This window comes from Kitasatospora sp. NPDC085464 (assembly GCF_044541955.1).
GTDB lineage: Bacteria > Actinomycetota > Actinomycetes > Streptomycetales > Streptomycetaceae > Kitasatospora.
This window is the reverse complement of the sequence record NZ_JBITTM010000023.1, coordinates 112,939-136,159: the sequence shown is the minus strand read 5'-3', so window position 1 is coordinate 136,159 and position 23,221 is coordinate 112,939. Positions and strand designations below refer to the sequence as shown.

The window sequence follows — 23,221 nt, the reverse complement described above, 5'->3', positions numbered from 1 at the left end:
GCGGCCGTCAGGGGTGGACGGTTGTCCGTCAGGGGATGAGCGCCCCGGCCGGCCGGCGCCGCCGGGCCTCCACCGCGACCTCCCGCGAGGCGGCCGTGGCCACCGAGGTGGCGGCGCCGACCCCGGCCAGCACCCGCGGCCAGAAGTCCCCGAAGACCTCGACGGAGACGGCGATCAGCAGCGCGGTGATCACCGCGACCACGTGCTCCAGGCCCGCGAGGTTCGGCAGCACGACCGCCTCGCCGACCATCACGGCCACCACCAGGCAGGCGGTGAACCAGGCCCGGCACCGGAACGCGATGCAGATCGCCAGTGCCACCACCGCGGCCGACGGCCCGGTGTCCCGCACGTAGGCGACCCACTTCGGGAAGCCGAACAGGTGGTGCGGCCCGATCGCGACGCCCACCCGGGCGAAGAGCGTGCCCGCCAGTGTGCAGGTGTAGGCGACCACCAGGGTCATCCGCCGGCCGAGCACGATCTCGGCGATCGCGAAGACCACGAACACCTGGGCCAGCGCCCCCCAGACCGGCAGGTCCAGCGCCGGGACGTACAGCGACAGCGGGGTCCGCAGCAGCGAGACGTCCAGCGGCAGCGCCGCCCGCACCACCCCGATCCGGTTGACGAAGTGCTCACCGCCCGGCAGGTGCTGGACGATGCTGAACAGCAGGATCAGAAACGTCGCCAGCGTGGCCAACGGAACCGCTGCGAACTTCTTTCGCACCACCGTGTTCCGCACCGTCACGAACAACGTTCCCCACTCGGCGACAGCGGCCGTTCCGGCTAGCGCCAGCGGCCCCTTTCGCACGCCCCCCGCGTGGGTCCTGAAAATCACAGCCGTTTCTCCGAATCCCCGAACTCTCGTCTAGTCCAACATTAGAAGCCTCTTAACAAAGGCACATCGGCACGGATGGGGATAAGGGTCATCCTCAGGGGGGAGACTCGTCCCCCCTCCGGACCCCCATTCGACCGACCGGCCCCCTCCGCCCCCCGACGGAGGGCTACCCCTTCCCGTCCCGGGCCGCCACCGGCTCCCGGGGCGCCGCCACGGCGGTTCCGGCGTGCCGGCGTCGGAACAGGGCGGGCAGGCTCGGCGCGACGATGAAGCCCTCGGCGCGCGCGCTGGCGATGCCGATCCGCGGAATCTCGCTGCTCTTCTCGAACAGCAGGTAGCGCGGCTCCCAGATCGGCCGGTACTTGGCATTCGCCCGGTACAGCGACTCGATCTGCCACCAGCGCGAGAAGAAACCCAGGACGGAACGCCACAGCCGCAGCACCGGTCCGGCCCCCAGCCGCGAACCGCGCTCGAAAACCGAGCGGAACATCGCGAAGTTCAGCGACACCCGCTTCAGCCCGACCTCGTCGGCGCGCTGCAGCAGCTCGATCACCATGAACTCCATCAGGCCGTTCTCGGTGTCCCGGGCCCGGCGCATCAGGTCCAGCGAGAGCCCGTCCGGTCCCCACGGGACGAAGCTCAGCAGCGCCTTGAGCTCGCCCTCGCCGTCGCTGCACTCCAGCATCACGCAGCGGCCGTCGCCCGGGTCGCCGAGCCGGCCGAGCGCCATCGAGAAGCCGCGCTCGGTCGCCCCGTCGCGCCACTCGTCGGCCTTGGCCACCAGCGCGGCCATCTCCGCCTCCGCGATGTCCTCGTGGCGGCGGATCCGCACCGTGTACCCGGCCCGCTTGACCCGGTTGTACGCCTGCCGGACCACCCGCATCGCGCGGCCGTCCAGCGAGAACTCGTCCAGCTCGACGATCGCCTCGTCACCCAGCTCCAGCGCGTCCAGCCCGTGCCGGGCGTAGATCACCCCGGCCTCCTCGGAGGCGCCCATCACGGCCGGCGCCCAGGCGTGCTCGCGGGCTTCGGCCAGCCAGGCGTCGATCGCACCGGGCCAGGCCTCCGGGTCGCCGATCGGGTCGCCCGAGGCGAGCGAGACGCCGCCGACCACCCGGTAGGTGACCGCCGCCTTGCCGCTGGGGGAGAAGATCACCGCCTTGTCCCGGCGCAGCGCGAAGTAGCCGAGCGAGTCCCGCTCGCCCTGCTTCTCCAGCAGCCCGCGCAGCTTCGCCTCGTCCTCCGCGGTCAGCAGCTCGGTGCCCCGCGGGCTGCGGAAGGCCACGTACAGCACCAGCAGGAAGAGCACCCCGCCCATCGCGTTGATCGCGGCGTTCACCCAGGTCGGCGCGGCGATCACCGAGCGCAGGTGCTCGGACGGCGTGATGGTGATCATCCGTCCGACCGAGTACCGGAAGAGGTCCCAGAAACCCGCGCCGGACAGCTCGTTGGTCGCCCAGACCAACAGCGAACCGGCCAGGCCGCCGAACAGCAGCCCGCCGACGAAGGTGGCCGCCGCGGTCTTCGGGTTGGAGCTGTCCCCCTTGGACGTGAACTCCTTGCGCCCGACCAGCAGGGCCAGCACGAACAGGCAGGTCAGGATCGTGGAGAAGTAGTTGAGCGGATGCGCGTGGAAACGCTCGTCCGGAAGTGCCATGAGCGCCAGGTAGAGCAGCGCGAAGAGCCCGCCGAGCGCCGCGTTGAAGATCCACGCGGCCCGCTTCCGCCGCCGCATCGCGATGGCGAGGAACACCGACAGCACCGCGCTGGCCAGGCCCGAGGTCATCAGGTACGGGGTGAAGTACTCACCCTCGTTGTGCTCGCTGACCTGGTTGCGGAAGGGCACCAGCAGCACCGTCGCCACGTTCAGCAGCGCGATCAGGCGCAGGTACCAGACGGAGGCGACGGCGGCCCTCGGGCGCCAGCGGTCGAGCACACCGACGGGCCGGGGCCCGGGGGAGGTGGCGGACGGCTCCGACTTCACAGTGGACGACACAGCTCAATTCCAAACGATCAGATGGTGGGGCGCATCCGCGTACGGCCCGGCGCCGGGCGCCCGCACGGGCCCGACGGACTGACCGGCGACACCCGTCCGACCGTCCGCCCAGGTGGGGGGAGCGGGCCGGAAAGGGTCAGCCAACTCCATGGTTCCCCACGAAGCCTGAGAATTACGTGAACCGGGTAGCGGATTCCCACCCCCGCCGAACGGCGGGGGTCGCCATCCCCCACACGTTCGGCGCCCCGACCCCGCTACCCCTACCCTCGGAAACGACCCACGCGGACCGCCCCCCACCCGGCCGCCCGAACCGAGGAGGCACCATCACCACCACCCGCGTGCTGATCGTCGACGACGAGATCCTGGTCCGTTCCGGCCTCGGCCTGATCGTCGGCTCCGCCCCCGACCTTGAGGTGGTCGGCGACTGCTCCGGGGGCCAGGCCGAGGAGCACGTCCAGCGGCTGCGCCCGCACGTGGTGCTGCTCGACATCCGGATGCCCGACCTCGACGGCATCTCGGTGCTGCGCCGCCTGCGCGCCCAGCCCGACCCGCCCGCCGTGGCGATGCTCACCACCTTCGACACCGACGAGTTCATCGGCACCGCGCTGCGGGGCGGCGCCGCCGGCTTCCTCCTCAAGGACACCGCCCCCGAGCAGCTGGTGCACGCCGTCCGGGTGCTCGCGGCCGGCGGCAACATCCTCTCCCCGACCGTCACCCGCACGGTGATCGGCGGCTACGTGGACGGCGGCGGCCCGGACGCCGAGGCGACCGCGCTCGCCCGCACCCTCACCAGCCGGGAGCTCGACGTCCTCGCGCTGCTCGGCGAGGGCCTGTCCAACGCCGAGATCGCCGACCGCCTCTTCCTCGGCACCGGCACCGTCAAGGACCACATCAGCGCGATCCTCGGCAAGCTCGGCGCCGCGAACCGGGTGCAGGCCGCCGTCCTCGCCCACCGGGCCGGCCTGGTCCGGCCCAAGCCCGGCGACGGGGCATGACGACCGCCGACCCGCTGCCGTCCCGACGGCTCCCGGCCTGGTGCACCGCGCCCTGGCTGATGCTGCTGCTGCCCGTCCTGTACTCCCTGCTGGACGCGGCCCTGGTGGCCCGCGACACCACCTGGTGGCAGCTGACCCTCTCCACCGTGGCCGCCCTCGCACTGTTCTGGCGCCGCCGCTTCCCGGTCACGGTGCTGCTGCTCACCATGCCCGGCAGTTGGGTGGAGGAGATCTGGCTGGCCCCGATCACCGCCGTCTACACGGTGGCCGCCGAGCGCCCCCGCCCGCGGATCGTGGTCGCCTGCGGCGTCCTCTTCGCCCTGGTCGAGTTCTTCCACTGGCCGCTGCCCGCCGACGTCTTCGACCTGAGCCGGGCCACCGCCCTCGACGCCATCCAGGCCGTGATGCTGGCCGCCGGCCCGGCCGCCACCGGGCTGCTCGCCCGCACCCGCCGCGAGCTGGCCGCCCGGCTGGACGAGCTGACCCGCGGCCAGGAGCGGGAGAGCCGGCTGCTGGCCGAGCGGGTGCTGATCACCGAACGCGGCCGGCTCGCCCGGGAGATGCACGACGTGGTCTCGCACCAGGTCAGCCTGATCAGCATCCAGGCCGGTGCGCTCCAGGTCAGCACCACCGACCCGGCCGCCGTGACCACCGCCCGCACCATCCGCGAGCTGTCCGTCCGGACCCTGGACGAGCTGCGCCAGATGGTCGGGGTGCTGCGCGGCACCGGCGGCGTGCCGGACGCCCCGCTGGCCCCGCAGCCCCGGCTGGCCGACCTGCCCCGGCTGATCGAGGAGAGCGGCCTGGCCGCCGACGCCGAGCTCAACCCCGGCGACCGCCCCTGGCCGGAGGCGGTGCAGCGGGCCGCCTACCGCACCGTGCAGGAGGCGCTCACCAACATCACCAAGTACGCCCCGGAGGCGGCGGTGCACGTGAAGGTCCGGGCGAAGGGCCGTCGGCTGCGGGTCGAGGTCCGCAACGACGCCCCGGCGGTGCACCCGGCCGAGACCCTCCCCGGCGGCGGCCACGGCCTGGTCGGCCTGCGCGAGCGCGCCCAGTTGCTGGGCGGCACCCTCACCGCCGGCCCCACCCACGACGGCGGCTTCGAGGTCCGCGCCGAGCTGCCCGCCACCCGCTCCTGAACCGAAGCGCCCGGCCGGGCCGGAACGATCCGACGAAGCCGGGGAAACGAGAAAGCCCCGCAGATCCGTAGATCTGCGGGGCTTCGCTGTGCGCGAGGGGGGAGTTGAACCCCCACGCCCTTTCGGGCACTGGAACCTGAATCCAGCGCGTCTGCCTATTCCGCCACCCGCGCATGGGTGTTGTCCTCATTGCCGACCGATCTTCCGAACCGCTCGGTACCATGAGGACTTCGCGCTTCTTCGTTCCGGCCTCCCTTTCGGGGCGGCCCTTCCGACGTGGAAAACATTAGCACGACCCGGAGGGCTGCTCCGAATCGGTTCTCCGGCGAGACCGACCGCATCCGAACGGGTGCCCGACGAACGCGTGCCCGAGGGACGGGCGGCGGCTCCGACCGGCACACCTGGCGTGCCGTACCCGGAATGCGTCACCCTGTGTGTCCGAGCCCACCCCCGGGCACCACACGGTCCGGGAACCGTACGGAAGGGCCCGGCGTGGATACGATCAGTACGGAAGTACCGCAAGTAGGCACGACCGGTTCCCCGGCGGGATCCGGCCGGCAGGCAGGCGAACGAACCCTGGAAGGGGGTGCCCCATGGGAGTGCTGAAGAAGTTCGAGCAGCGACTTGAGGGTCTCGTCAACGGCACCTTCGCCAAGGTGTTCAAGTCCGAGGTCCAGCCCGTGGAGATCGCCGGAGCGCTGCAGCGCGAGTGCGACAACAACGCGAGCATCTGGAACCGCGACCGCACCGTCGTGCCGAACGACTTCATCGTCGAGCTGAGCCCGCACGACCACGAGCGCCTCAGCCCCTACTCCGGACAGCTCGGCACCGAGCTGGCCGGGATGGTCCGCGAGTACGCGGAGGCCCAGCGGTACACCTTCATGGGCCCGCTCCAGGTGAACCTGGAGAAGGCCGACGACCTCGACACCGGCCTGTACCGGGTCCGCAGCCGCACCCTCGCCGCCGAGGAGCCCCAGCAGTACGCCCCGCAGCCGCAGCAGCCCGGCTACGAGCGCCCGCCGGCCGCCCCGGCCCCCGGCGCTCCCTGGCAGCAGCCCGGCGCCGGGCAGTACGGCGCGCCCCCGCCGCCGGCGGCGCCCCCCGCGATGCCCCCGGGCCCCCCCGCGCCCGCCGGCGGCAACGTCCGCAACCTCCCCGGCGCCGGCCACGGCGGTGCCTCGGTCCGCCGCTGGATCGAGGTGAACGGCTCCCGCCACCAGATCACCGGCTCCGCCTGCGTGCTCGGCCGCTCGACCGAGGCCGACGTGCGGATCGACGACCCCGGGGTCTCCCGCAAGCACGCCGAGATCCGGCCCGGCAGCCCTTCGATGGTGCTCGACCTGGGGTCCACCAACGGCATCGTGGTGGACGGACAGCACACCCAGCGCGCTACGCTCCGCGACGGATCCCGAATCGTCGTGGGCTCCACCACCATCGTCTACCGGCAGGTCGAAGGGTAGTGTCCGAATTGTTCGCTCGCCTCGCTCACCGACTGGCGGGACGGTCATGTCAGAACTGACCCTCACGGTCATGCGGCTGGGCTTCCTGGCCGTGCTGTGGCTGTTCGTCATCGTCGCGATCCAGGTGATCCGCAGCGACCTCTTCGGCACCAAGGTGAACCCGCGCTCCTCCCGTCGCGGTGCGTCCGCCACGGCGGGCAGCGCCGCGACCACCCAGGCCGCGGGTCGTCCCACGCCTCCCCCCGCCGGAGCGGCCGCCACGGCCACCGCGGCGCCCACTGCGGCGGCCCAGACCCAGCCCGGCGGCGGACGCCGTCGCGGCGCCCCGACCCAGCTGGTCGTGGTCCAGGGCTCGCTGGCCGGCACCACCGTCGCGCTGCAGGGCCAGACCATCACGCTCGGCCGCGCGCACGACTCCACCATCGTGCTGGACGACGACTACGCGTCCTCCCGGCATGCCAGGATCTATCCGGATCAGACTGGGCAGTGGACGGTCGAGGATCTAGGCTCCACCAACGGCACCTATCTGGACCGGCAGCGCCTGACCGCGCCCACCCCGCTCCAGCCGGGCATGCCGATCCGTATCGGCAGGACCGTCATCGAACTGCGGAAGTAGTAGCGCATGAGGGACAGCATCCCGTCCATGACCCAGAGGGGGGCACAGGTCGCATGACCCTGGTGCTGCGCTTCGCCGCCGGCTCCCACAAGGGACTGATCCGGGAGGGGAACGAGGACTCCGGCTACGCCGGGCCGCGGCTGCTGGCCGTGGCCGACGGCATGGGCGGCGCCGCGGCCGGCGAGGTCGCTTCCTCCGAGGTGCTCGGCTCGATCGTCCGGCTGGACGAGGACGTGCCGGGCGCCGACCTGCTGACCCTGCTGGGCGACGCCGTCCAGGGCGCCAACGACCGGCTCCGGCAGATGGTCGAGGAGGACCCGCAGCTCGAAGGCATGGGCTGCACGCTGACCGCCATGCTCTGGACGGGCCAGCGGATGGGCCTGGTGCACGTCGGCGACTCCCGCGCCTACCTGCTGCGCGACGGTTCGCTGGTGCAGATCACCCAGGACCACACCTGGGTGCAGCGCCTGGTCGACGAGGGCCGGATCACGCCCGAGGAGGCCGAGACCCACCCGCAGCGCTCGCTGCTGATGCGGGCGCTGGACGGCCGCGGCCAGGTCGAGCCCGACCTGTCGATCCGCGAGGTCCGGGCCGGCGACCGCTACCTGATCTGCTCCGACGGCCTCTCCGGCCCGGTCAGCCACCAGACCCTCCAGGACACCCTCGGCAGCTACTACTCGCCCGAGCAGACCGTGCAGGAGCTGATCCAGCTCGCGCTGCGCGGCGGCGGTCCGGACAACATCACCTGCATCGTGGCGGACGTCATCGACGTCGGCGCCACGGACACCATGAGCGGCCAGTTCAACGACGTCCCGGTGGTGGTCGGCGCGGTCGCCGACGCCCCGCCGTCCTCGGCCGCCGCCGACCGCTCGATCGCGGACACCCCGGCCGGCCGCGCGGCGGGCCTCGGCCGCGGCCCGCAGGGCGCCTTCGGCCCCGCCGAGGGCTACGAGGCCGGCTACGACCCCGCCACGGGCGGCTTCGGCCCCGCCGAGGGCTACGAGGGCGGTTACGGCTACGGCTCCGCCGAGCCCTCGGTGTACGGCACCGAGGACTTCGACGAGGAGCCGCCCCGCAAGCGCAAGCGCAAGGGCCTGACGATCTCGGTGGCCGTCCTGGTCACGCTCGGCCTACTCGGCGGCGCCGGCTACTTCGGCTACCAGTGGACGCAGGACCAGTACTACGTCGGCGAGGACGGCGACCACGTCGCCGTCTACCAGGGCATCAACCAGAACCTGGCCGGCCTGAGCCTGTCCTCGGTGCGCGACTCGTACAGCGGCATCCAGCTCAAGTGGCTGCCGCAGGACCAGCGCGCCCACCTGAACAAGACGATCTCGGTGAGCAGCCTGAAGGACGCCCAGTCGACCGTCCAGGAGCTCGACGGCTGGGTCCAGCTCTGCCAGAAGGCCGCCAAGGCGGCGGCCCCGGCGACGCAGGCCACCCAGGCCGCGTTCCTGACGACCACGCCCACCCCGACCGAGAAGAACCGCGGCCCCGCCGCGGCGGCCCCGAGCGCCGCCCCGTCGACCACGCCCACCCCGACCGCACCGGCACCGACCGCACCGAGCACGACCGCCCCGACACCGAACGCCACCACACCGGCGGCCGGCGCCCAGGGCGACCCGAACCAGTTGACCGAAGACGAACTCAGCCGGGCCAACGCCTGCCCGAAGCAGTGACGTCCGTGATCCGACATAGGACCGCCCCGCGCGGGCTTGCCGGCCGTCAGGGAGCGGTCACCACGTGAGCAGCTACGACCTGAGCGAAGACACCGGCCGGTCCGGCCGACGCAGGGCAACGGCCGAACGGGCCGTCCCGCGCCGACGGGCCAACACCACCATCTCCCCGCAGGAGGCCCCGAACCGGCGCAACACCGAGCTGGCCCTGCTGCTCTTTGCGGTGCTGGTGCCGGTCCTCGCGTACGCCAACGTCGGCCTCGCGATGGACTCCAAGCTGCCCGCGGGCATGCTCGGCTACGGCCTCGGCATGGGCGCCCTGGCGCTGGTCGCGCACCTGCTGGTGCGCCGCTTCGCGCCGTACGCGGACCCGCTGATGCTGCCGATCGCCACCCTGCTGAACGGGCTCGGGGTGGTGATGATCTGGCGGCTGGACAAGGCGGGCAAGCTGCTCAGGGGCAACTACCCCGCGGCCGAGAACCAGCTGATGTGGTCGGGCCTCGGGATCGCCGGATTCATCGCGGTGATGGTCCTCCTCAAGGACCACCGGGTGCTCCAGCGCTACACCTACATCTCGATGGTGGTGGCCCTGGTCCTGCTCGCCGCGCCGGCCTTCTTCCCGTCCCGGGAGGAGGACTTCGGCGCCAAGATCTGGATCCGGATGGGCAGCTTCTCCATCCAGCCCGGCGAGTTCGCCAAGATCATCCTGACCGTCTTCTTCGCCGGTTACCTGATGGTCAAGCGGGACGCCCTGGCCCTGGCCAGCCGCCGTTTCATGGGCCTGTACCTGCCGCGCGGCCGCGACCTCGGCCCGATCGTCGTGATCTGGCTGCTCAGCCTGCTGATCCTGATCTTCGAGAACGACCTGGGCACGTCGTTCCTGTTCTTCGGCCTGTTCGTGGTGATGCTCTACGTCGCCACCGAGCGGACCAGCTGGATCCTGTTCGGCCTGCTGATGTCGATCGGCGGCGCGGTCGCGGTCGCCTCGACCGCCGACCACGTGAAGGTCCGCATCAACGCCTGGCTCGACCCGATGGCCGCCTTCGCGCCGCACCCGCCGAAGGGCGCCACCGAGCAGATCGGCCAGTCGCTGATGGCCCTCGGCTCCGGCGGGGTCACCGGCTCCGGCCTCGGCCAGGGCCGCTCGTGGCTGATCGCCTTCGCCGCCAAGAGCGACTTCATCCTGGGCTCCTTCGGCGAGGAGCTCGGGCTTACCGGCCTGATGGCGATCTTCCTGCTGTACGCACTGCTGGTCCAGCGCGGCCTGCGCACCGCGATAGCCGCCCGCGACCCCTTCGGCAAGCTGTTCGCCGTCGGCCTGGCCTCGGCGATGGCGATCCAGGTGTTCGTCGTGGCCGGCGGTGTGACCGGGCTGATCCCGCTGACCGGTATGACCATGCCGTTCCTCGCCCAGGGCGGTTCGTCCGTCGTCGCCAACTGGGCACTCGTGGCGATCCTGCTGAAGATCAGCGACAGCGCCCGCCGCCCCGGGGCCGAACCGGCCCCGGCCACCGAGGGCCAGGGAGGACCCGCCCGATGAACAAGCCGATCCGCCGGGTCTCGATCTTCTGCCTCGTGCTGATCCTGGCCCTGATGGTGCGCACCAACTGGGTGCAGGGGGTCCAGGCCGACTCCTGGGCGAACAACAAGAACAACAAGCGCCAGCTGTACGACCGCTACGCCCACCCGCGCGGCAACATCATCGTCAGCGGCCAGCCGGTCACGAAGTCCGACTTCGTCAACGGCCTGCGCTACAAGTACCAGCGCTCCTGGGTCGACGGCCCGATGTACGCGCCGGTGACCGGCTACTCCTCCCAGGTCTTCGGCTCCAGCCAGCTGGAGAACCTGGAGGACGGCGTCCTCTCCGGGACCGACGACCGGCTGTTCTTCCGCAACACCCTGGACATGCTGACCGGCGAGCAGAAGCGCGGCGGCGACGTCGTCACCACCATCGACGCCAAGGTCCAGAAGGCCGCCTACGACGGTCTGGGCGGCAAGAAGGGCGCGGCGGTCGCGATCGACCCGAAGACCGGCGCGATCCTGGCGCTGGTCTCCACCCCGTCCTACGACCCGGGCACCTTCTCCGGGAGCGGCACGACCGACTCCAAGGCCTGGACGGACCTCAACGCGGACCCGAACAAGCCGATGCTCAACCGGGCGCTGAAGGAGACCTATCCGCCCGGCTCGACCTTCAAGCTGGTCACCGCGACCGCGGCGTTCGAGAACGGCCTCTACCAGAACGTCGACGACGCCACGTCGACCCCGGAGCCGTACACCCTGCCCAACACCAGCACGCAGCTGAAGAACGAGAGCCCGAACGAGCGCTGCGAGAACGCCACCGTGAAGTCCGGGATGGACCAGTCCTGCAACACGGTGTTCGCCAAGATGGGCGCGGACCTCGGCAAGGAGAAGATGCGGGCGCAGGCCGAGAAGTTCGGCTTCAACAGCACCGTCGACACCCCGGTCCGCTCCGAGAAGAGCATCTTCCCGGACAGCCCCAGCCTGGACGGCACCGCGCAGGACTCGATCGGCCAGCACGACACCCGCGCCACCCCGCTCCAGATGGCCATGGTCTCCGCCGCGATCGCCAACAACGGCAGCCTGATGCAGCCGTACCTGGTCGACCAGGAGCGCTCGGCCTCGCTGACCACCATCTCCAAGCACACCGAGAAGCAGTTCTCCCAGGCGATGAGCCCGACCACCGCGGCGAAGATGCAGGACCTGATGGTCTCGGTGGTCGAGAACGGCACCGGCACCAACGCCAAGATCCCCGGGATCCAGGTCGGCGGCAAGACCGGCACCGCGCAGCACGGCGAGGACAACGCCGGACTGCCCTTCGCCTGGTTCACCTCCTGGGCCAAGGCCTCGGACGGCCGGTCGGTCGCGGTCGCGGTGGTCGTCGAGGACGGCTCGCAGAACCGCGACGGCATCAGCGGCGGCCGGCTCGCGGCCCCGATCGCCAAGGCGGTGATGCAGGCCGCACTCGGCAAGTAGGGGGCCGGTCCGGAGTGAGGGGAATGTCACGATCGACACCCCCCTGCGGATACCGGTCTGATATCGGCCGACGGCTGACTCCGGTCCGATGGGGTGCGACCGGTAGCGTATCCGCCAGCAGCGGGTGTGCCCGTTGCCGCCCGCGAGGCACCGCACGGCCCGGCCGGAGAAACCGGTCGCGGACCACGCGGCGTCACCCAGAGCGTGCGGGGACACCTACGTCACAACCTCACCGGCGGGTGAGGGAGAGGGTCGGAACTATGGAAGAGCCTCGTCGCCTAGGCGGCAGGTACGAGCTGGGCGGCGTCCTCGGACGCGGCGGCATGGCCGAGGTCTACCTCGCCCATGACACCCGGCTCGGCCGTTCCGTCGCCGTGAAGACGCTCCGGGCCGACATGGCCCGGGATCCGTCGTTCCAGGCCCGCTTCCGCCGTGAGGCGCAGTCGGCGGCGTCCCTGAACCACCCTGCGATCGTCGCCGTGTACGACACCGGCGAGGACTACATCGACGGCATCTCCATCCCGTACATCGTGATGGAGTACGTCGAGGGGTCGACGCTGCGCGAGCTGCTGCACTCCGGCCGCCGGCTGCTGCCGGAGCGCGCGCTGGAGATGACCATCGGCATCCTCCAGGCCCTGGAGTACTCGCACCGGGCCGGCATCGTGCACCGCGACATCAAGCCCGCCAACGTGATGCTGACCCGGCAGGGCAACGTCAAGGTGATGGACTTCGGCATCGCCCGTGCGATGGGTGACGCCGGGATGACCATGACGCAGACCTCGGCCGTCATCGGCACCGCCCAGTACCTCTCCCCCGAGCAGGCCAAGGGCGAGCAGGTCGACGCCCGCTCCGACCTCTACTCCACCGGCTGCCTGCTCTACGAACTGCTGACCGTCCGCCCGCCGTTCGTCGGCGACTCGCCGGTCGCGGTGGCCTACCAGCACGTCCGGGAGGAGCCGCAGCCGCCGTCGGTCTTCGACCCCGAGGTGCGGCCCGAGATCGACGCGATCGTGCTGAAGGCGCTCGCCAAGGAGCGGGACTACCGCTACCAGAGCGCCGACGAGATGCGCGACGACATCGAGCGCTTCCTCGACGGCCTGCCGGTGGCCGCCGCCCAGCAGGCCGCCTACGGCATGGGCGCGGCCGGCTACGGCTACGACCAGAACGGCTACCCGCAGCCGCACGACCCGTACGGCCAGACCAACATGATGCCGCAGCAGCCCGGCGGCGGTCCGACCACCGTCCTGCCGCAGGCCTCCGGGCAGCCCGGCTACGGGCAGCAGGGCGGCTACCCGGACGACGGCTACGGCCAGACCTACGCCGGTGCGGGCGGCAACGACGGCTACGACGACGGCCAGGGCCGCAGCGGCCGGCGCGGCGACCAGCCGAAGAAGAGCAACACCTCGTGGATCGTGCTGGCGGTGGCCGCCGTGCTGGTGCTGGTCGGCACCTTCTTCGTGGCCCAGGCGATGTTCAGCGACAAGGGAGACAAGGACGCCCCGAAGGTCGCGGTGCCGAACCTGGTCGGCAAGAGCCTGGCCGACGCCAAGACCGCCGCCGCGGCGGCCGGCGCCAAGCTGGTGGTGACGGAGGGCGACAAGATCGCCTGCCCGGACGCCGCCGTCAAGAAGGACCAGGTCTGCACCCAGAACCCGACGACGGGCACCCAGGTGGCGGAGACCTCGACCATCACGGTGCAGGTCTCCTCCGGCCCGGCGAAGGCGACCGTGCCGCCCGTGGTCGGCAAGACCAAGGACCAGGCGCTGCAGGCCCTGGCCGCGGCCGGCTTCACCAACGTCGGCGCCCCCGAGTACAAGGACGACGACACCGCCGCGCAGGACACCGTCACCGCCCAGGACCCGCCGGCCGGTGGGAGCGCCGACCCGACCGCCCCGATCAAGCTGACGGTCTCTCAGGGCAAGAGCAAGGTCAACGTCCCGAACGTGGTCGGTATCCAGAAGGACGACGCAACGAACCAGCTGCAGGGCGCGGGCTTCCAGGTCGACGCCTCGAAGACCACCCCGACCAACGACCCGACCAAGGTCAACACCGTCGCCTCGCAGTCGGTGCAGCCCAACACCAAGGTCCCGGCCAACACCAAGATCGCGCTGACGATCTTCAAGGCCCCGGACAAGTCCCAGGTCCCGCCGCTGCAGAACCAGAAGCTGTCGGACGCCATCGCCCAGCTGGCGAAGGTCAACCTCGGCTACACCGTGGTCGGCCCGCAGGACCCGAACGCGATCGTCCAGATGAGCAACCCGGGCGCCGGCACCATGCTGGACCCGAACACCCAGGTCCAGCTCTTCACGAAGGCCGCCGATCCGACCAAAGGGGGCGACCCCACCACCCCGCCCGCCAAAGGAGACCACTAGGCCTCCGATCTTCCCCTGGTTCGGCTGAACCGGGGAGCCGGAGCCTGGTAGGACCGGACAGCGACGCCCGAGGGCCCGCCGCGACGCACGCGGCGGGCCCTCGGGCGTTCCCGTCCTGCCGCGCGGCTCCCCGGCACGGGAGAGGTCCGGACGGCCCGTCAGGCGGCCTCAGGAGTGCCGCAGCTCCGGCGGCGGGGTGCGCTTGGCGTCCACGTCGTCCACCCGCACCAGGCTCCCCCAGACCGCCATCCGGTACCGCGAGGTGTAGACCGGCGTGCAGGTGGTCAGGGTGATGTAGCGGCCGGGGCCGGCGTACCCGGAACTCGCCGGGACGGGCGCCACGATGCCGGTGTCGAACTTGGAGGTCTCCGGGAGGGTGTTGTCGACCTTGTAGACGTACCACTTGTCCTTGGTCTCGACGACGACCGCGTCGCCCTTGTGGACGGCGTCCAGGTCGTGGAACTTGGCGCCGTGGCCGTCCCGGTGGGCGGCCAGCGCGAAGTTGCCGGCCTGGTCCCAGGGCATCGCGGCCTTGTAGGGCTGCTCGTAGACGCCCGCCACGCCCTCGTCCAGGACCTCGGTGGAGGTGCCCATCCGGATCAGCACCTGGAAGTCCCGGCCCATCGCCGGGACGTGCAGGAAGCCGACGTCCTCCCCGGCCGCGAACGGCTTCGACCCGGGCGGGGCGGAGGCGTCGGCACCGGCACCGGCACTGGCACCGGGGGCGGGAGCCGGGGCGGGGGCGCCCCCCGGGGCGGCCGGGGCGCCGGTGCTCGGGCCCGCGGCCCAGGAGCTGCGCAGCCGGTCGGAGGCCTCCGACGCCGAGCGGTCGGCCTGCACGTTGGTCCACCACAGCGAGTAGGCCACGAACAGGCCGAGCACCAGGCCCAGGGTGATCAGCAGTTCGCCGAACACCCCGAGCGCGGCCAGCGCCCGGCTCCTCCCCCGCCCGGTCGGCCGCGCGGGCGGGGGGAAGGCGTCCTGCCCCGGTCGGGCCGCCTGCGCGGCCTCGTCGTCCTGCATGTGCGATGGTCCCCCTCCGGGCCGGGCGGCCGGGCGGCTACCCGCCCGTGATCGCGGCCGGCTTGCCTTGGCTGCGCGGCCGTTCCTCGATCATCTTCCCAAAGACGATGAGACGGAACTTGGAGGTGAACTCGGGGGTGCAGGTGGTCAACGTGATGTAGCGGCCGGGGCCGGTGTACCCGGAGCCGTTCGGCACCGGCTTGATCACGCTCACGTTGCTCGGGGACGTCTCCGGGATGCCCCCGGTGATCTCGTAGGTGTAGTAGCCGACGGCGGTCTCCACCACGACCTTGTCGCCCTTGGAGAGCTGGTTGATGTACCGGAACGGCTCGCCGTGGGTGTTGCGGTGGGCGGCCAGCGCGAAGTTGCCCGCCTTGTCGCCCGGCATCGCGGTGCCGGGGTAGTGGCCGACCAGGCCCTTGTCGAGCACCGCGGTCTTGGAGGTGCCCTCGGCGATCGGGAACTTCAGCCCCAGCTTGGGCAGGTAGACGATGGCGAAGCCCTTGCCCGGCTCGAACACCTCGGGCTTGTTCGGGTCCGGAGCCGGCTGCCCAGGCTGGGCGGGCGCCTGGGCGGCCTCGAACTGCTGCTCCAGCTGGTCGCGGGCGCCGGAAGCGGCCGCGTCGGCCTGCACGTTGGTCCACCAGAGCTGGTAGGCGACGAAGAGCAGCATCACCAGGCCGAGCGTTATGCACAGCTCGCCGACGGCCCGGGCGGTCACGACGAGCGCGGACTCCTTGGGGCGTACCCGTCCCGCGGACCGGCCCCGCGCCCGCCGCCGCCCGTTGCCCGACCGGATCGCCGTACGGCCCTGGGCGGCCCGGCGGCGCTCGGCCCGGCCGCCGGTCGGCGGGGCCGGCTCGGCGGCCGACGCCCCGAGCCCGGCGGGCAGCCGCAGCTGGAGGGTCTGGTCGGGCAGCCAGGGGTACTCGGGCCCGCCCGCGAGGGGCTCCTCGGCCTGCTCGTACACGCCCCAGGCGTCCTCGGCCACGGTCCGGCCCGGGGACCCCTGGTGGTGCGGGGCGGCGCCGGCACCGTCGTACTGCGGGCTCGCGTACGCCTGGGCGTCGTCGAACTGCCGCCCACCGCCGTACGGGTCCGCCTCCGGCTGGTATCGCCCCTCCGGACGCAGCGTGGTCACGCCGCTCAGCCCCGGCCGATCACCGGGGCGAGCCCGGCCGACCGGTCCACCGCCTGCGGGAAGCCGCACTCCGCGAGCCAGTTGGCGAGCATCCGGTGCCCGCCCTCGGTGAGCACCGACTCGGGGTGGAACTGCACGCCCTCGACCGGCAGTTCACGGTGCCTCAGCCCCATGATCACACCGCTCTCGGTCCGCGCGGTGACCACCAACTCCTCCGGCACGGTGGCCGGTTCGACCGCGAGCGAGTGGTAGCGGGTCGCGGTCAGCGGCGAGGGCAGGCCCTCGAACACCCCGGCGTCCTCGTGCTCGACCAGCGAGGTCTTGCCGTGCAGCAGCTCCGGAGCCCGGCCGACCACCGCGCCGTACGCGACCGCGAGCGACTGCAGGCCCAGGCAGACCCCGAACACCGGCAGCCCGATCCGCGCGCAGTGGTGCACCATCTCGATGCAGACCCCGGCCTCCTCCGGCGCGCCGGGCCCGGGGGAGAGCAGCACCCCGTCGAAGCCCTCCTCGCCCGAGCGGCGGACGGCGTGCTCGACGCTCACCTCGTCGTTGCGCACCACCTCGCAGGTGGCGCCCAACTGGTACAGGTACTGCACCAGGTTGAAGACGAAACTGTCGTAGTTGTCCACCACCAGGATGCGGGGCGGGTTCGACTGGGTGGTCATGCGCGCGTGGTCTCCGTGGGATGCGGTGCTGGATGGAAGTGCCGGGCCGGCGGCTCAGCCGGCCGCGGCGCCGTCGCCGCCGTCCACTGTGACGTCACCGAAGGGGAGCAACGGTTCCGCCCACGGGAAGACGTAGGTGAAGAGCAGGTAGACGATCCCCAGGATGAGGAGCACCGAAATGACGGCCTTCACCAGGGTGTTCCCCGGGAGGTGACGCCAGATGAAGCCGTACATGGTGCTCCCTCGTCGTAGCAGACTGGGTCAAGAGTAGACCCGCCTCCCACGGCCGCGAGGCCGGTCCGGCTACTGCTGCCCGCCCGCCGACCGCAGCTCGGTGGTGCCGGAGTACCCCGGCAGGGTGAGGTCCCCGCTCTCCTGGACCTTCCAGCCCAGCCCGTACGCCTGGACGTACTGCAGGTAGTTGCGGATCGTCGGGTCCGCGTCGACGGCCGAGCGCAGCGCGTCGGTCTTCCCCACCGCCTTGACCACGTACGGCGGGGAGTAGACCCGCCCCTGGAGCAGCAGGGTGTTCCCGACGCAGCGGACGGCGCTGGTGGAGATCAGCCGCTGGTCCATCACCTGCACGCCCTCCGCGCCGCCCCGCCACAGCGCGTTGACCACGGCCTGGATGTCCTGCTGGTGGATGACCAGGTCGTTGACGCCGGGCTCGGGGACGCCGGGGATGCGCGCGGTGGCGTTCGGCGGGGCGTCGTTGAGGGTGACGGTCAGGCCGCCGCCCTGCAGCGGCTCCAGGGCGGCGCCGAGCCGCAGGCCGTCCAGCCGGGCCGCGTCGGCGGGGCTGTGGCCCTGCTGCTCGGTGAGGTCCTGGGCGCGGGCCTGGAGGTCCGCGAGCTGGGACTGCGCCTGCTGGTTCTGCGCGCTGCGCTGGCGGATCACGTCGCCGAGGCTCAGCAGCGAGTTGTCGGTCCGCAGGTCGGTGCCGCGGGCGGTCTGCGCGCTGATGTAGAAGAGCAATCCGGCGAGCGCGAAGACGGCGCAGGTCAGGGCACGTCCGACAATTCGGGTACCGGAGCGGCGGGTACGGACCGGCTCAGGGGGAATCGACAAATTAGTCACCGTACCCTTATCTCCTCAAGACCCGCCGAGCCACTACGCTAACGGACGCCGGTGGCATGTGCGGAGCGGTCCTCAGAGCGTTCTCACGGCCGACCGCCGTCACCCGACCCACCCGCTGCACCTCTGCGCGGTCTCACAGCGCATCGACAGGAGATCCCCTCGTGCCGAAGTCTCGACTCCGCAAGAAGTCCGACTACACCCCGCCGACGACGGCCGTGGTGAAGATCAGCTCGGGCCGCGGCTGGGTCGCGCCGCTGATGCTGGCACTGTTCCTGATCGGCCTGGTGTGGATCGTCACCTACTACGTGACCAGCGGCACCTACCCGGTCGAGAGCTGGCGCAACTGGAACATCCTGGTGGGCTTCGGCTTCATCGCCGCGGGGTTCGGCGTCTCCACCCAGTGGAAGTGACGACCCGCTCGTCCTGAGGCCCGGTACCGGGCCGCTCCCCGCCGCTCCGGATCGCTCGTCCCGGGGCGGCGGTCAGGCGTGCCCGGACACCGGCGGGAACCCGGTCGGTCATACCCATCATCCGACTGTCAGGCTTATCCACATGGTTATCCACACTGGGGAAAAGTCTCCCCAGCCTGTGGATAACTTTCCCGGCCGGGGCCGTCCACAGCTGTGCACAACTCCCCGGAAGCGGGAGAACCGCACAGCAGGACACGCGTAGAACAACAGTCCACAGCCCGGGCGCCGCACAGCCTGTGCACAACCCCGCACCCGCTGTGGACAAAGGCCCGGACACCAGGGCGCCGTGACGCCCGGCCCTCAGGCGCCGTAGAGGGACATCCCGATCAGCAGCAGCGCCGCCTCCACCGCCAGGGCCCCCGCCACCACCAGCGCCTGGACCGGGCCGCGGTGCTCGCGCGGGGCGTACATCAGACCGGCCGCGGTCAGCGTGCCGAGCACCAGGCCGCCCAGGTGCGCCCGCCAGTCGACGCCCGGGCGCGAGAAGGTGACGACCAGGTTGAAGACCAGGAACGCCATCACCGGGGCCAGCGGGCCCCGGTTGTGCAGCTGGAGCACGATCGTGGCGCCGATCAGCCCGAAGATCGCCCCGGAGGCCCCCACCGAGTTCATCAGGTTCCCGGCCACCAGGAAGGCGAAGGTGCTGCCGCCCAGGGCGGAGACGAGGTAGAGGGCCAGGAAGCGGAGCCGGCCGAGCGCCTCCTCCAGCGGCGGGCCGAGCCAGAGCAGCACCACCATGTTCAGCCCGATGTGCCACCACTCCACGTGCAGGAAGGTGGCGGTCAGCAGCCGGTACCACTGGTCCGGGCCGTCCGCGATGCCGGCCGGGCCGCCGAGGACGTCCCGGCCCGCGCTGAACAGCGACCAGGTCTGGCCCAGCTGCGGGGTGAGCACGTAGGCCGCCAGCAACCAGACCACCACGTTGACGCCGACCAGCACCCGGGTGACCAGCCCGCCGTCGGCCGCGAGCCCCCCGCCGAAGCGGGTGGTCGCCTGCCGGCTCCCGGCGTGCCCCCGGCTGACGCACTCGGGGCACTGGAAGCCCACCGCGGCGGGCACCATGCACTCCGGGCAGATCGGCCGCTCGCACCGGGTGCAGGAGATCCCGGTGGCCGTCCCGGGGTGGCGGTGGCAGCCGGGCGGTCCGCCCTCCGGGGACGGATCGGCCGACGACCGCGGCTCGTCCGGAAGCATCAGCGGGTCCCCTTTCCCGTACGCGACCTCCGAAACAGCCAGCCTACTGCCGCACCCCCGCCCGGCGGCCCGCTCCCCCGCATCCCGCCGCCCCGCGCGCGCCCACCCGCCGCCCCGCGTACGGCCCACTCCGACGTGCCGTCGGACAAATCGGCATGCATGATCAGCATTCAGGTGGACAGGTGCATAAAGGACGCCACCCAGGAGGAGAGACTCGTGAGCTTTTCGGACTCAGCCCGTGAGACGGCCACCAGGACCCGGGACACCGCCGCGCACTTCGCGGACGGCGCCAAGCAACGCATCGGCCCCGCCTTGGACGCCCTCGGGCCGATGACCACCCAGGCCGCCCACAATCTCCGTGTCCAGTACGACAAGCACCTGGCCCCACAGTTCGGCCAGGCCTTCGCCAGCCTGCCGCCGGAGGCCCAGCAGAACGCCCTGAAGGCCCTCCACCGGGCCCAGGAGGCCGCTCTGGCGGCCCGCCTCTCCGCCGCCCGCGCCGCTGACCAGGCCCGCACCACGGTCGGCCCCAGGGTGGCCCAGGCGGTCGGCGACGCCCGCGCCGCGGTCGTCCCGGTCGCCCAGGAGGCCCAGTACCGGGGCGCCGCCGCGCTGACCGCCCTGCAGGGCCACGTCAGCTCGGCCGAGATCAGCGAACTGGCCGCCCGCAACGCCAGGAGGGAACGGTGCCGCGGCTGGACCACCGGCCTCACCGTGGCCGGCCTGCTGGCGATCGGCACCGGCCTGGTGGCCTGGCAGTGGTGGCGCCGGCACAGCAACCCGGAGTGGCTGGTCGAGCCCCCGTCCGCGAAGGAGCCGCGGCCGGCCGGCGCGCACGCCGCCACCGCCCCGGTGAACGGGGCCGGCCCCGAGGGCGGGACCGCCGAGCCCGGAGAGCCCGCCGACGGCGCGGGCCCCGCGGCGGACTGACCGTGCGGAAGGCGCGGAGAGGCCCGCGAACGCCGATCGGCCGCTGACCGGGATTCCGGTCAGCGGCCGATCGGCTACTGCTGTGAACTGTGGAGCATAGGAGACTCGAACTCCTGACATCTGCCTTGCAAAGGCAGCGCTCTACCAACTGAGCTAATGCCCCTCGACGGCATCGCGCGTGCCGACGGGCACTAGCGTACCGGGTCCCGGCGCGTTTCCCAGCGCCGTCCCCCGAAGGGAACCGGCCGGTCCGGTCGGTCGACCGGGCCGGCCGGCCCGGGAGGCGCCGACAGGCGCCCCCGAAGATCGTCGATCGTCAGATCGCCGGAGCTCAGCGACCGGCCGGGACCGGGTCGGTGGCCTCGGTCCACAGGTCCTGCTCGGCGCGGTCCGCCTGGACCTGACGGTAGACAAAGAAGCCGCCGAGGGCGACCAGGGCGACCAGGAGAAGCTTCTTCACCGCGGGACCTCGTCCTTCTTGCGTTGGTGGACTCAAGAGCCGGATCCGGCCGGACTGACCGGGCCGACGAGTCCAGATGTGTTTCGAGCGCAAACGGGCGGCCGGGTGCCAGACTGCCCTTGCGGCCGATGATACACACCGGTGTCCCAATCGTGACCAGCCACCGGTGCGGCCAACCCGGCGGTCCGGTCCGAGGATTGACGCAGCACCTCCTGCCGGGCGCTCCGACCGCGCACGGCCGGCCCCGGAATCCCCGGTCAGGCCCGGTCCGCCGGGGCCCTCCGGGCGCAGCAGCACGGCCACCGGGGCGGGCGGACGGTCCGGGGTCCGCGGGCGGGAACGTCGAAGGCCCCGGAGTGGATCACTCCGGGGCCTTCGGGGAGGTGGGCCTAACAGGACTTGAACCTGTGGCCTCTTCCTTATCAGGGAAGCGCTCTAACCGTCTGAGCTATAGGCCCTCGCCGAACAGAGAGCGTACCCGAATCCGGCCGATCCGCGAAAACGTCGAAGGCCCCGGAGTGGATCACTCCGGGGCCTTCGCGGTGGTGGGCCTAACAGGACTTGAACCTGTGGCCTCTTCCTTATCAGGGAAGCGCTCTAACCGTCTGAGCTATAGGCCCTTGCCGCACTGAAAGATTAGCGGACCGACGGCCGATCTCCCAAATCCGGTTCGGCCGGACCGGCGGCGGGGACCCCGACGGCCTGCTGCGACGCGCCGGCGGCGGGACGCAGCAGCCACTCCTCGCGGGTCGACGGGAGGCCCGCCGTGCCCTCCTCGGTGCTGCGCACGGCGAGGACCTGGTTGATCCCGATCCGGTTCTGCTCGAAGGCCAGCGCGGAGGCCGCCATGTACAGCCGCCAGACCCGGGCGCGGCCGCGGCCGACCAGCCGGACCGCCTCCGTCCAGTGCGCTTCGAGGTTGGCCACCCACTCGCGCAGGGTCAGCCCGTAGTGCTCGCGAAGCGACTCGACGTCGCGGACCTCGAAGCCGGCCTCCTCCAGCCGGGCCACGGTGGAACCGACGGGGGAGAGCTCGCCGTCGGGGAAGACGTAGCGGTCGATGAAGGGACTGGCGTGGTGCTGCTCACCGGGGTGGTTCGGGCGGCGGGCGATCTGGTGGTTGAGCAGCCGGCCGCCGGGCGCCAGCAGCCGGTACAGGACCTCGGCGTAGACCCGGTACTGCTCGGAGCCGACGTGCTCGGCCATCCCGACGCTGGAGATCGCGTCGAACGGCCCGTCGGCGGTCTCCCGGTAGTCCTGGAGCCGGACCTCGACCCGGTCGGCCAGGCCGGCCTCCTCGACCCGCGCGCGGGCCAGCGCGACCTGTTCCGCGGAGATGGAGACGCCGACCGCGGTGACGCCGTAGTGCCGGGCCGCGTGCAGCAGCAGTGACCCCCAGCCGCAACCGACGTCCAGCAGCCGCAGGCCGGGCCGCAGTCCGAGCTTGCGGCAGATCAGGTCGAGCTTGGCCTCCTGGGCCGCCTCCAGGCTCTTCGCCTCCGGCGTCCAGTAGGCGCACGAGTAGACCATCGACGGGCCGAGCACGAGGCCGTAGAAGTCGTTCCCGACGTCGTAGTGGTGGCTGATGGCCGCGCGGTCCCGGCTGCGGCTGTGCAGCCGCCCTGCGGCCTTCCGGACCTCCTCCCGGGGCGGTGCGGGCTCGGGGCCGAGCGCCCCGGCCCGCAGGGCGGCCGCGAGGACCCGACGGCCCTTGGCGCCGAGCACGTCGCGCGGCCCGAGGTCGAGGGTGCGGATCTCCGGCCGTTCGGCGAACCGGCCGACCACCGAGAGCACCTCGTAGAGGTCGCTGCCGGGGGCGATCTCCAGGTCTCCCGCGACGTAGGCGCGGGCCAGTCCCAGCTCGCCCGGCTGCCAGAGCAGGCGGCGCAGTGCCCGGCGGTTGCGCAGGACCAGGGTGGGCGCTTCCGGCGGCCCGGCGACGCTGCCGTCCCAGGCCTGCACCCGCAGCGGTACCGGAACCCCCAGCAGCCCGTCCAGGGCCTCGACCAGTTGACCTGCGAGCTTCGCCACCGCGCGCCTCCGTCCAGTCGTCCTGCTGAACCTCACCTGGCCCGGTCGGGCGGACCGGGGGCGGCCTGCGGCACTCCCAGGCGCGGAACGGGCGGCACCCAGCTAATCCCACGGCAGCCGACCGGCTTCCGGACGGCACGCCGC

Annotated in this window: 20 protein-coding genes and 4 tRNA genes; 10 read left to right on the top strand and 14 right to left on the bottom strand. The window is 72.0% G+C overall.

Annotated elements, in window-relative coordinates; translation table 11 throughout:
* Positions 1-28: 28 nt before the first annotated feature.
* Together ACIGG8_RS21655 and ACIGG8_RS21650 are read right to left on the bottom strand one after the other, a co-directional pair.
* On the bottom strand, positions 29-742 hold the full coding sequence (locus ACIGG8_RS21655; RefSeq protein ID WP_396549902.1) for a hypothetical protein: 714 nt from the start codon (positions 740-742) through the stop codon (positions 29-31).
* A 256-nt stretch (positions 743-998) separates the two neighbouring features.
* The gene (locus tag ACIGG8_RS21650) at positions 999-2,828 is read right to left on the bottom strand and encodes a phosphatidylglycerol lysyltransferase domain-containing protein (RefSeq protein WP_396549900.1); all 1,830 of its coding nucleotides are present in this window, start codon (positions 2,826-2,828) and stop codon (positions 999-1,001) included.
* 344 nt (positions 2,829-3,172) lie between these two features.
* Between ACIGG8_RS21650 and ACIGG8_RS21645 the strand changes: the two genes are divergently transcribed.
* Together ACIGG8_RS21645 and ACIGG8_RS21640 are read left to right on the top strand one after the other, a co-directional pair.
* Positions 3,173-3,823 carry a response regulator transcription factor gene (locus ACIGG8_RS21645; RefSeq protein ID WP_350526486.1) on the top strand — a complete coding sequence of 217 codons (651 nt, stop codon included), beginning with the start codon at positions 3,173-3,175 and terminating at the stop codon, positions 3,821-3,823.
* Positions 3,820-4,965, top strand: coding sequence for a sensor histidine kinase (locus ACIGG8_RS21640; RefSeq protein WP_396549898.1), 1,146 nt, complete (start codon positions 3,820-3,822; stop codon positions 4,963-4,965). Before ACIGG8_RS21645 ends, ACIGG8_RS21640 begins: the two co-directional genes overlap by 4 nt.
* Before the next feature lie 89 nt (positions 4,966-5,054).
* Here the strand turns inward: ACIGG8_RS21640 and ACIGG8_RS21635 are convergent.
* Positions 5,055-5,138, bottom strand: a tRNA-Leu gene (locus tag ACIGG8_RS21635).
* 420 nt (positions 5,139-5,558) lie between these two features.
* Here ACIGG8_RS21635 and ACIGG8_RS21630 point away from each other — a divergent pair.
* The 6 genes from ACIGG8_RS21630 to pknB all read left to right on the top strand — a co-directional run bounded on the left by ACIGG8_RS21630 (position 5,559) and on the right by pknB (position 14,083).
* Entirely contained in the window at positions 5,559-6,425 is an 867-nt protein-coding gene (locus ACIGG8_RS21630; RefSeq protein ID WP_396549896.1) for an FhaA domain-containing protein, read from the top strand.
* Between the two features lie 46 nt (positions 6,426-6,471).
* Positions 6,472-7,041 carry an FHA domain-containing protein gene (locus ACIGG8_RS21625; protein WP_396549894.1) on the top strand — a complete coding sequence of 190 codons (570 nt, stop codon included), beginning with the start codon at positions 6,472-6,474 and terminating at the stop codon, positions 7,039-7,041.
* 53 nt (positions 7,042-7,094) lie between these two features.
* Positions 7,095-8,720 carry a PP2C family protein-serine/threonine phosphatase gene (locus ACIGG8_RS21620; protein ID WP_396549892.1) on the top strand — a complete coding sequence of 542 codons (1,626 nt, stop codon included), beginning with the start codon at positions 7,095-7,097 and terminating at the stop codon, positions 8,718-8,720.
* Between the two features lie 160 nt (positions 8,721-8,880).
* Complete coding sequence (locus ACIGG8_RS21615; RefSeq protein ID WP_350526487.1) at positions 8,881-10,257, top strand: FtsW/RodA/SpoVE family cell cycle protein; 1,377 nt, start codon at positions 8,881-8,883, stop codon at positions 10,255-10,257.
* Positions 10,254-11,711, top strand: coding sequence for a peptidoglycan D,D-transpeptidase FtsI family protein (locus ACIGG8_RS21610; protein ID WP_396549890.1), 1,458 nt, complete (start codon positions 10,254-10,256; stop codon positions 11,709-11,711). Before ACIGG8_RS21615 ends, ACIGG8_RS21610 begins: the two co-directional genes overlap by 4 nt.
* A 260-nt stretch (positions 11,712-11,971) precedes the next feature.
* Positions 11,972-14,083, top strand: coding sequence for a Stk1 family PASTA domain-containing Ser/Thr kinase (gene pknB, locus ACIGG8_RS21605; protein ID WP_396549888.1), 2,112 nt, complete (start codon positions 11,972-11,974; stop codon positions 14,081-14,083).
* A 168-nt stretch (positions 14,084-14,251) separates the two neighbouring features.
* On the opposite strand, the gene ACIGG8_RS21600 is transcribed toward pknB, so the two are convergent.
* The 5 genes from ACIGG8_RS21600 to ACIGG8_RS21580 form a co-directional block, all read right to left on the bottom strand.
* Positions 14,252-15,106 (bottom strand): class E sortase, encoded by an 855-nt coding sequence (locus tag ACIGG8_RS21600; RefSeq protein ID WP_396549886.1) that lies wholly within the window; start codon positions 15,104-15,106, stop codon positions 14,252-14,254.
* Positions 15,107-15,143: 37 nt separating this feature from the next.
* Positions 15,144-16,247 (bottom strand): class E sortase, encoded by a 1,104-nt coding sequence (locus ACIGG8_RS21595; protein ID WP_396549884.1) that lies wholly within the window; start codon positions 16,245-16,247, stop codon positions 15,144-15,146.
* Between the two features lie 5 nt (positions 16,248-16,252).
* Entirely contained in the window at positions 16,253-16,915 is a 663-nt protein-coding gene (locus ACIGG8_RS21590) for an aminodeoxychorismate/anthranilate synthase component II (RefSeq protein ID WP_396549882.1), read from the bottom strand.
* Positions 16,916-16,969: 54 nt separating this feature from the next.
* Positions 16,970-17,149 carry a hypothetical protein gene (locus ACIGG8_RS21585; RefSeq protein WP_350526482.1) on the bottom strand — a complete coding sequence of 60 codons (180 nt, stop codon included), beginning with the start codon at positions 17,147-17,149 and terminating at the stop codon, positions 16,970-16,972.
* A 69-nt stretch (positions 17,150-17,218) separates the two neighbouring features.
* Entirely contained in the window at positions 17,219-17,983 is a 765-nt protein-coding gene (locus ACIGG8_RS21580; protein WP_396549880.1) for a DUF881 domain-containing protein, read from the bottom strand.
* A 170-nt stretch (positions 17,984-18,153) separates the two neighbouring features.
* On the opposite strand from ACIGG8_RS21580, the gene crgA reads away from it, so the two are divergent.
* Positions 18,154-18,402: a cell division protein CrgA gene (gene crgA / locus ACIGG8_RS21575; RefSeq protein WP_189913287.1), complete on the top strand. Its 249-nt coding sequence runs from the start codon at positions 18,154-18,156 to the stop codon at positions 18,400-18,402.
* A gap of 360 nt (positions 18,403-18,762) precedes the next feature.
* Here the strand turns inward: crgA and ACIGG8_RS21570 are convergent, their stop codons facing one another.
* Complete coding sequence (locus ACIGG8_RS21570) at positions 18,763-19,656, bottom strand: rhomboid family intramembrane serine protease (protein ID WP_396549877.1); 894 nt, start codon at positions 19,654-19,656, stop codon at positions 18,763-18,765.
* 216 nt (positions 19,657-19,872) lie between these two features.
* Between ACIGG8_RS21570 and ACIGG8_RS21565 the strand changes: the two genes are divergently transcribed.
* Positions 19,873-20,586 (top strand): DUF5324 family protein, encoded by a 714-nt coding sequence (locus ACIGG8_RS21565; RefSeq protein ID WP_396549875.1) that lies wholly within the window; start codon positions 19,873-19,875, stop codon positions 20,584-20,586.
* 90 nt (positions 20,587-20,676) lie between these two features.
* On the opposite strand, the gene ACIGG8_RS21560 is transcribed toward ACIGG8_RS21565, so the two are convergent.
* The 5 genes from ACIGG8_RS21560 to ACIGG8_RS21540 form a co-directional block, all read right to left on the bottom strand.
* Positions 20,677-20,749, bottom strand: a tRNA-Ala gene (locus ACIGG8_RS21560).
* A 168-nt stretch (positions 20,750-20,917) separates the two neighbouring features.
* Positions 20,918-21,046 carry a DLW-39 family protein gene (locus tag ACIGG8_RS21555; protein WP_014137031.1) on the bottom strand — a complete coding sequence of 43 codons (129 nt, stop codon included), beginning with the start codon at positions 21,044-21,046 and terminating at the stop codon, positions 20,918-20,920.
* A 384-nt stretch (positions 21,047-21,430) separates the two neighbouring features.
* Positions 21,431-21,504 (bottom strand) — tRNA-Ile (locus ACIGG8_RS21550).
* An 85-nt stretch (positions 21,505-21,589) separates the two neighbouring features.
* Positions 21,590-21,666, bottom strand: a tRNA-Ile gene (locus tag ACIGG8_RS21545).
* Between the two features lie 16 nt (positions 21,667-21,682).
* A complete protein-coding gene (locus tag ACIGG8_RS21540; RefSeq protein ID WP_396549873.1) occupies positions 21,683-23,077 on the bottom strand; it encodes a class I SAM-dependent methyltransferase in 1,395 nt (464 codons plus the stop codon).
* Positions 23,078-23,221: the final 144 nt, after the last annotated feature.

Excerpts from the sequence above, each read along its gene's own strand:
- ACIGG8_RS21610 (WP_396549890.1), top strand. The coding sequence starts at position 10,254 with ATGAACAAGCCGATCCGCCGGGTCTCGATCTTCTGCCTCGTGCTGATC.
- ACIGG8_RS21640 (WP_396549898.1), top strand. The coding sequence starts at position 3,820 with ATGACGACCGCCGACCCGCTGCCGTCCCGACGGCTCCCGGCCTGGTGC.
- pknB (WP_396549888.1), top strand. The coding sequence starts at position 11,972 with ATGGAAGAGCCTCGTCGCCTAGGCGGCAGGTACGAGCTGGGCGGCGTC.
- ACIGG8_RS21620 (WP_396549892.1), top strand. The coding sequence starts at position 7,095 with ATGACCCTGGTGCTGCGCTTCGCCGCCGGCTCCCACAAGGGACTGATC.
- ACIGG8_RS21585 (WP_350526482.1), bottom strand. The coding sequence starts at position 17,149 with ATGTACGGCTTCATCTGGCGTCACCTCCCGGGGAACACCCTGGTGAAG.
- ACIGG8_RS21570 (WP_396549877.1), bottom strand. The coding sequence starts at position 19,656 with ATGCTTCCGGACGAGCCGCGGTCGTCGGCCGATCCGTCCCCGGAGGGC.
- ACIGG8_RS21630 (WP_396549896.1), top strand. The coding sequence starts at position 5,559 with ATGGGAGTGCTGAAGAAGTTCGAGCAGCGACTTGAGGGTCTCGTCAAC.
- ACIGG8_RS21600 (WP_396549886.1), bottom strand. The coding sequence starts at position 15,106 with ATGCAGGACGACGAGGCCGCGCAGGCGGCCCGACCGGGGCAGGACGCC.
- ACIGG8_RS21590 (WP_396549882.1), bottom strand. The coding sequence starts at position 16,915 with ATGACCACCCAGTCGAACCCGCCCCGCATCCTGGTGGTGGACAACTAC.
- ACIGG8_RS21625 (WP_396549894.1), top strand. The coding sequence starts at position 6,472 with ATGTCAGAACTGACCCTCACGGTCATGCGGCTGGGCTTCCTGGCCGTG.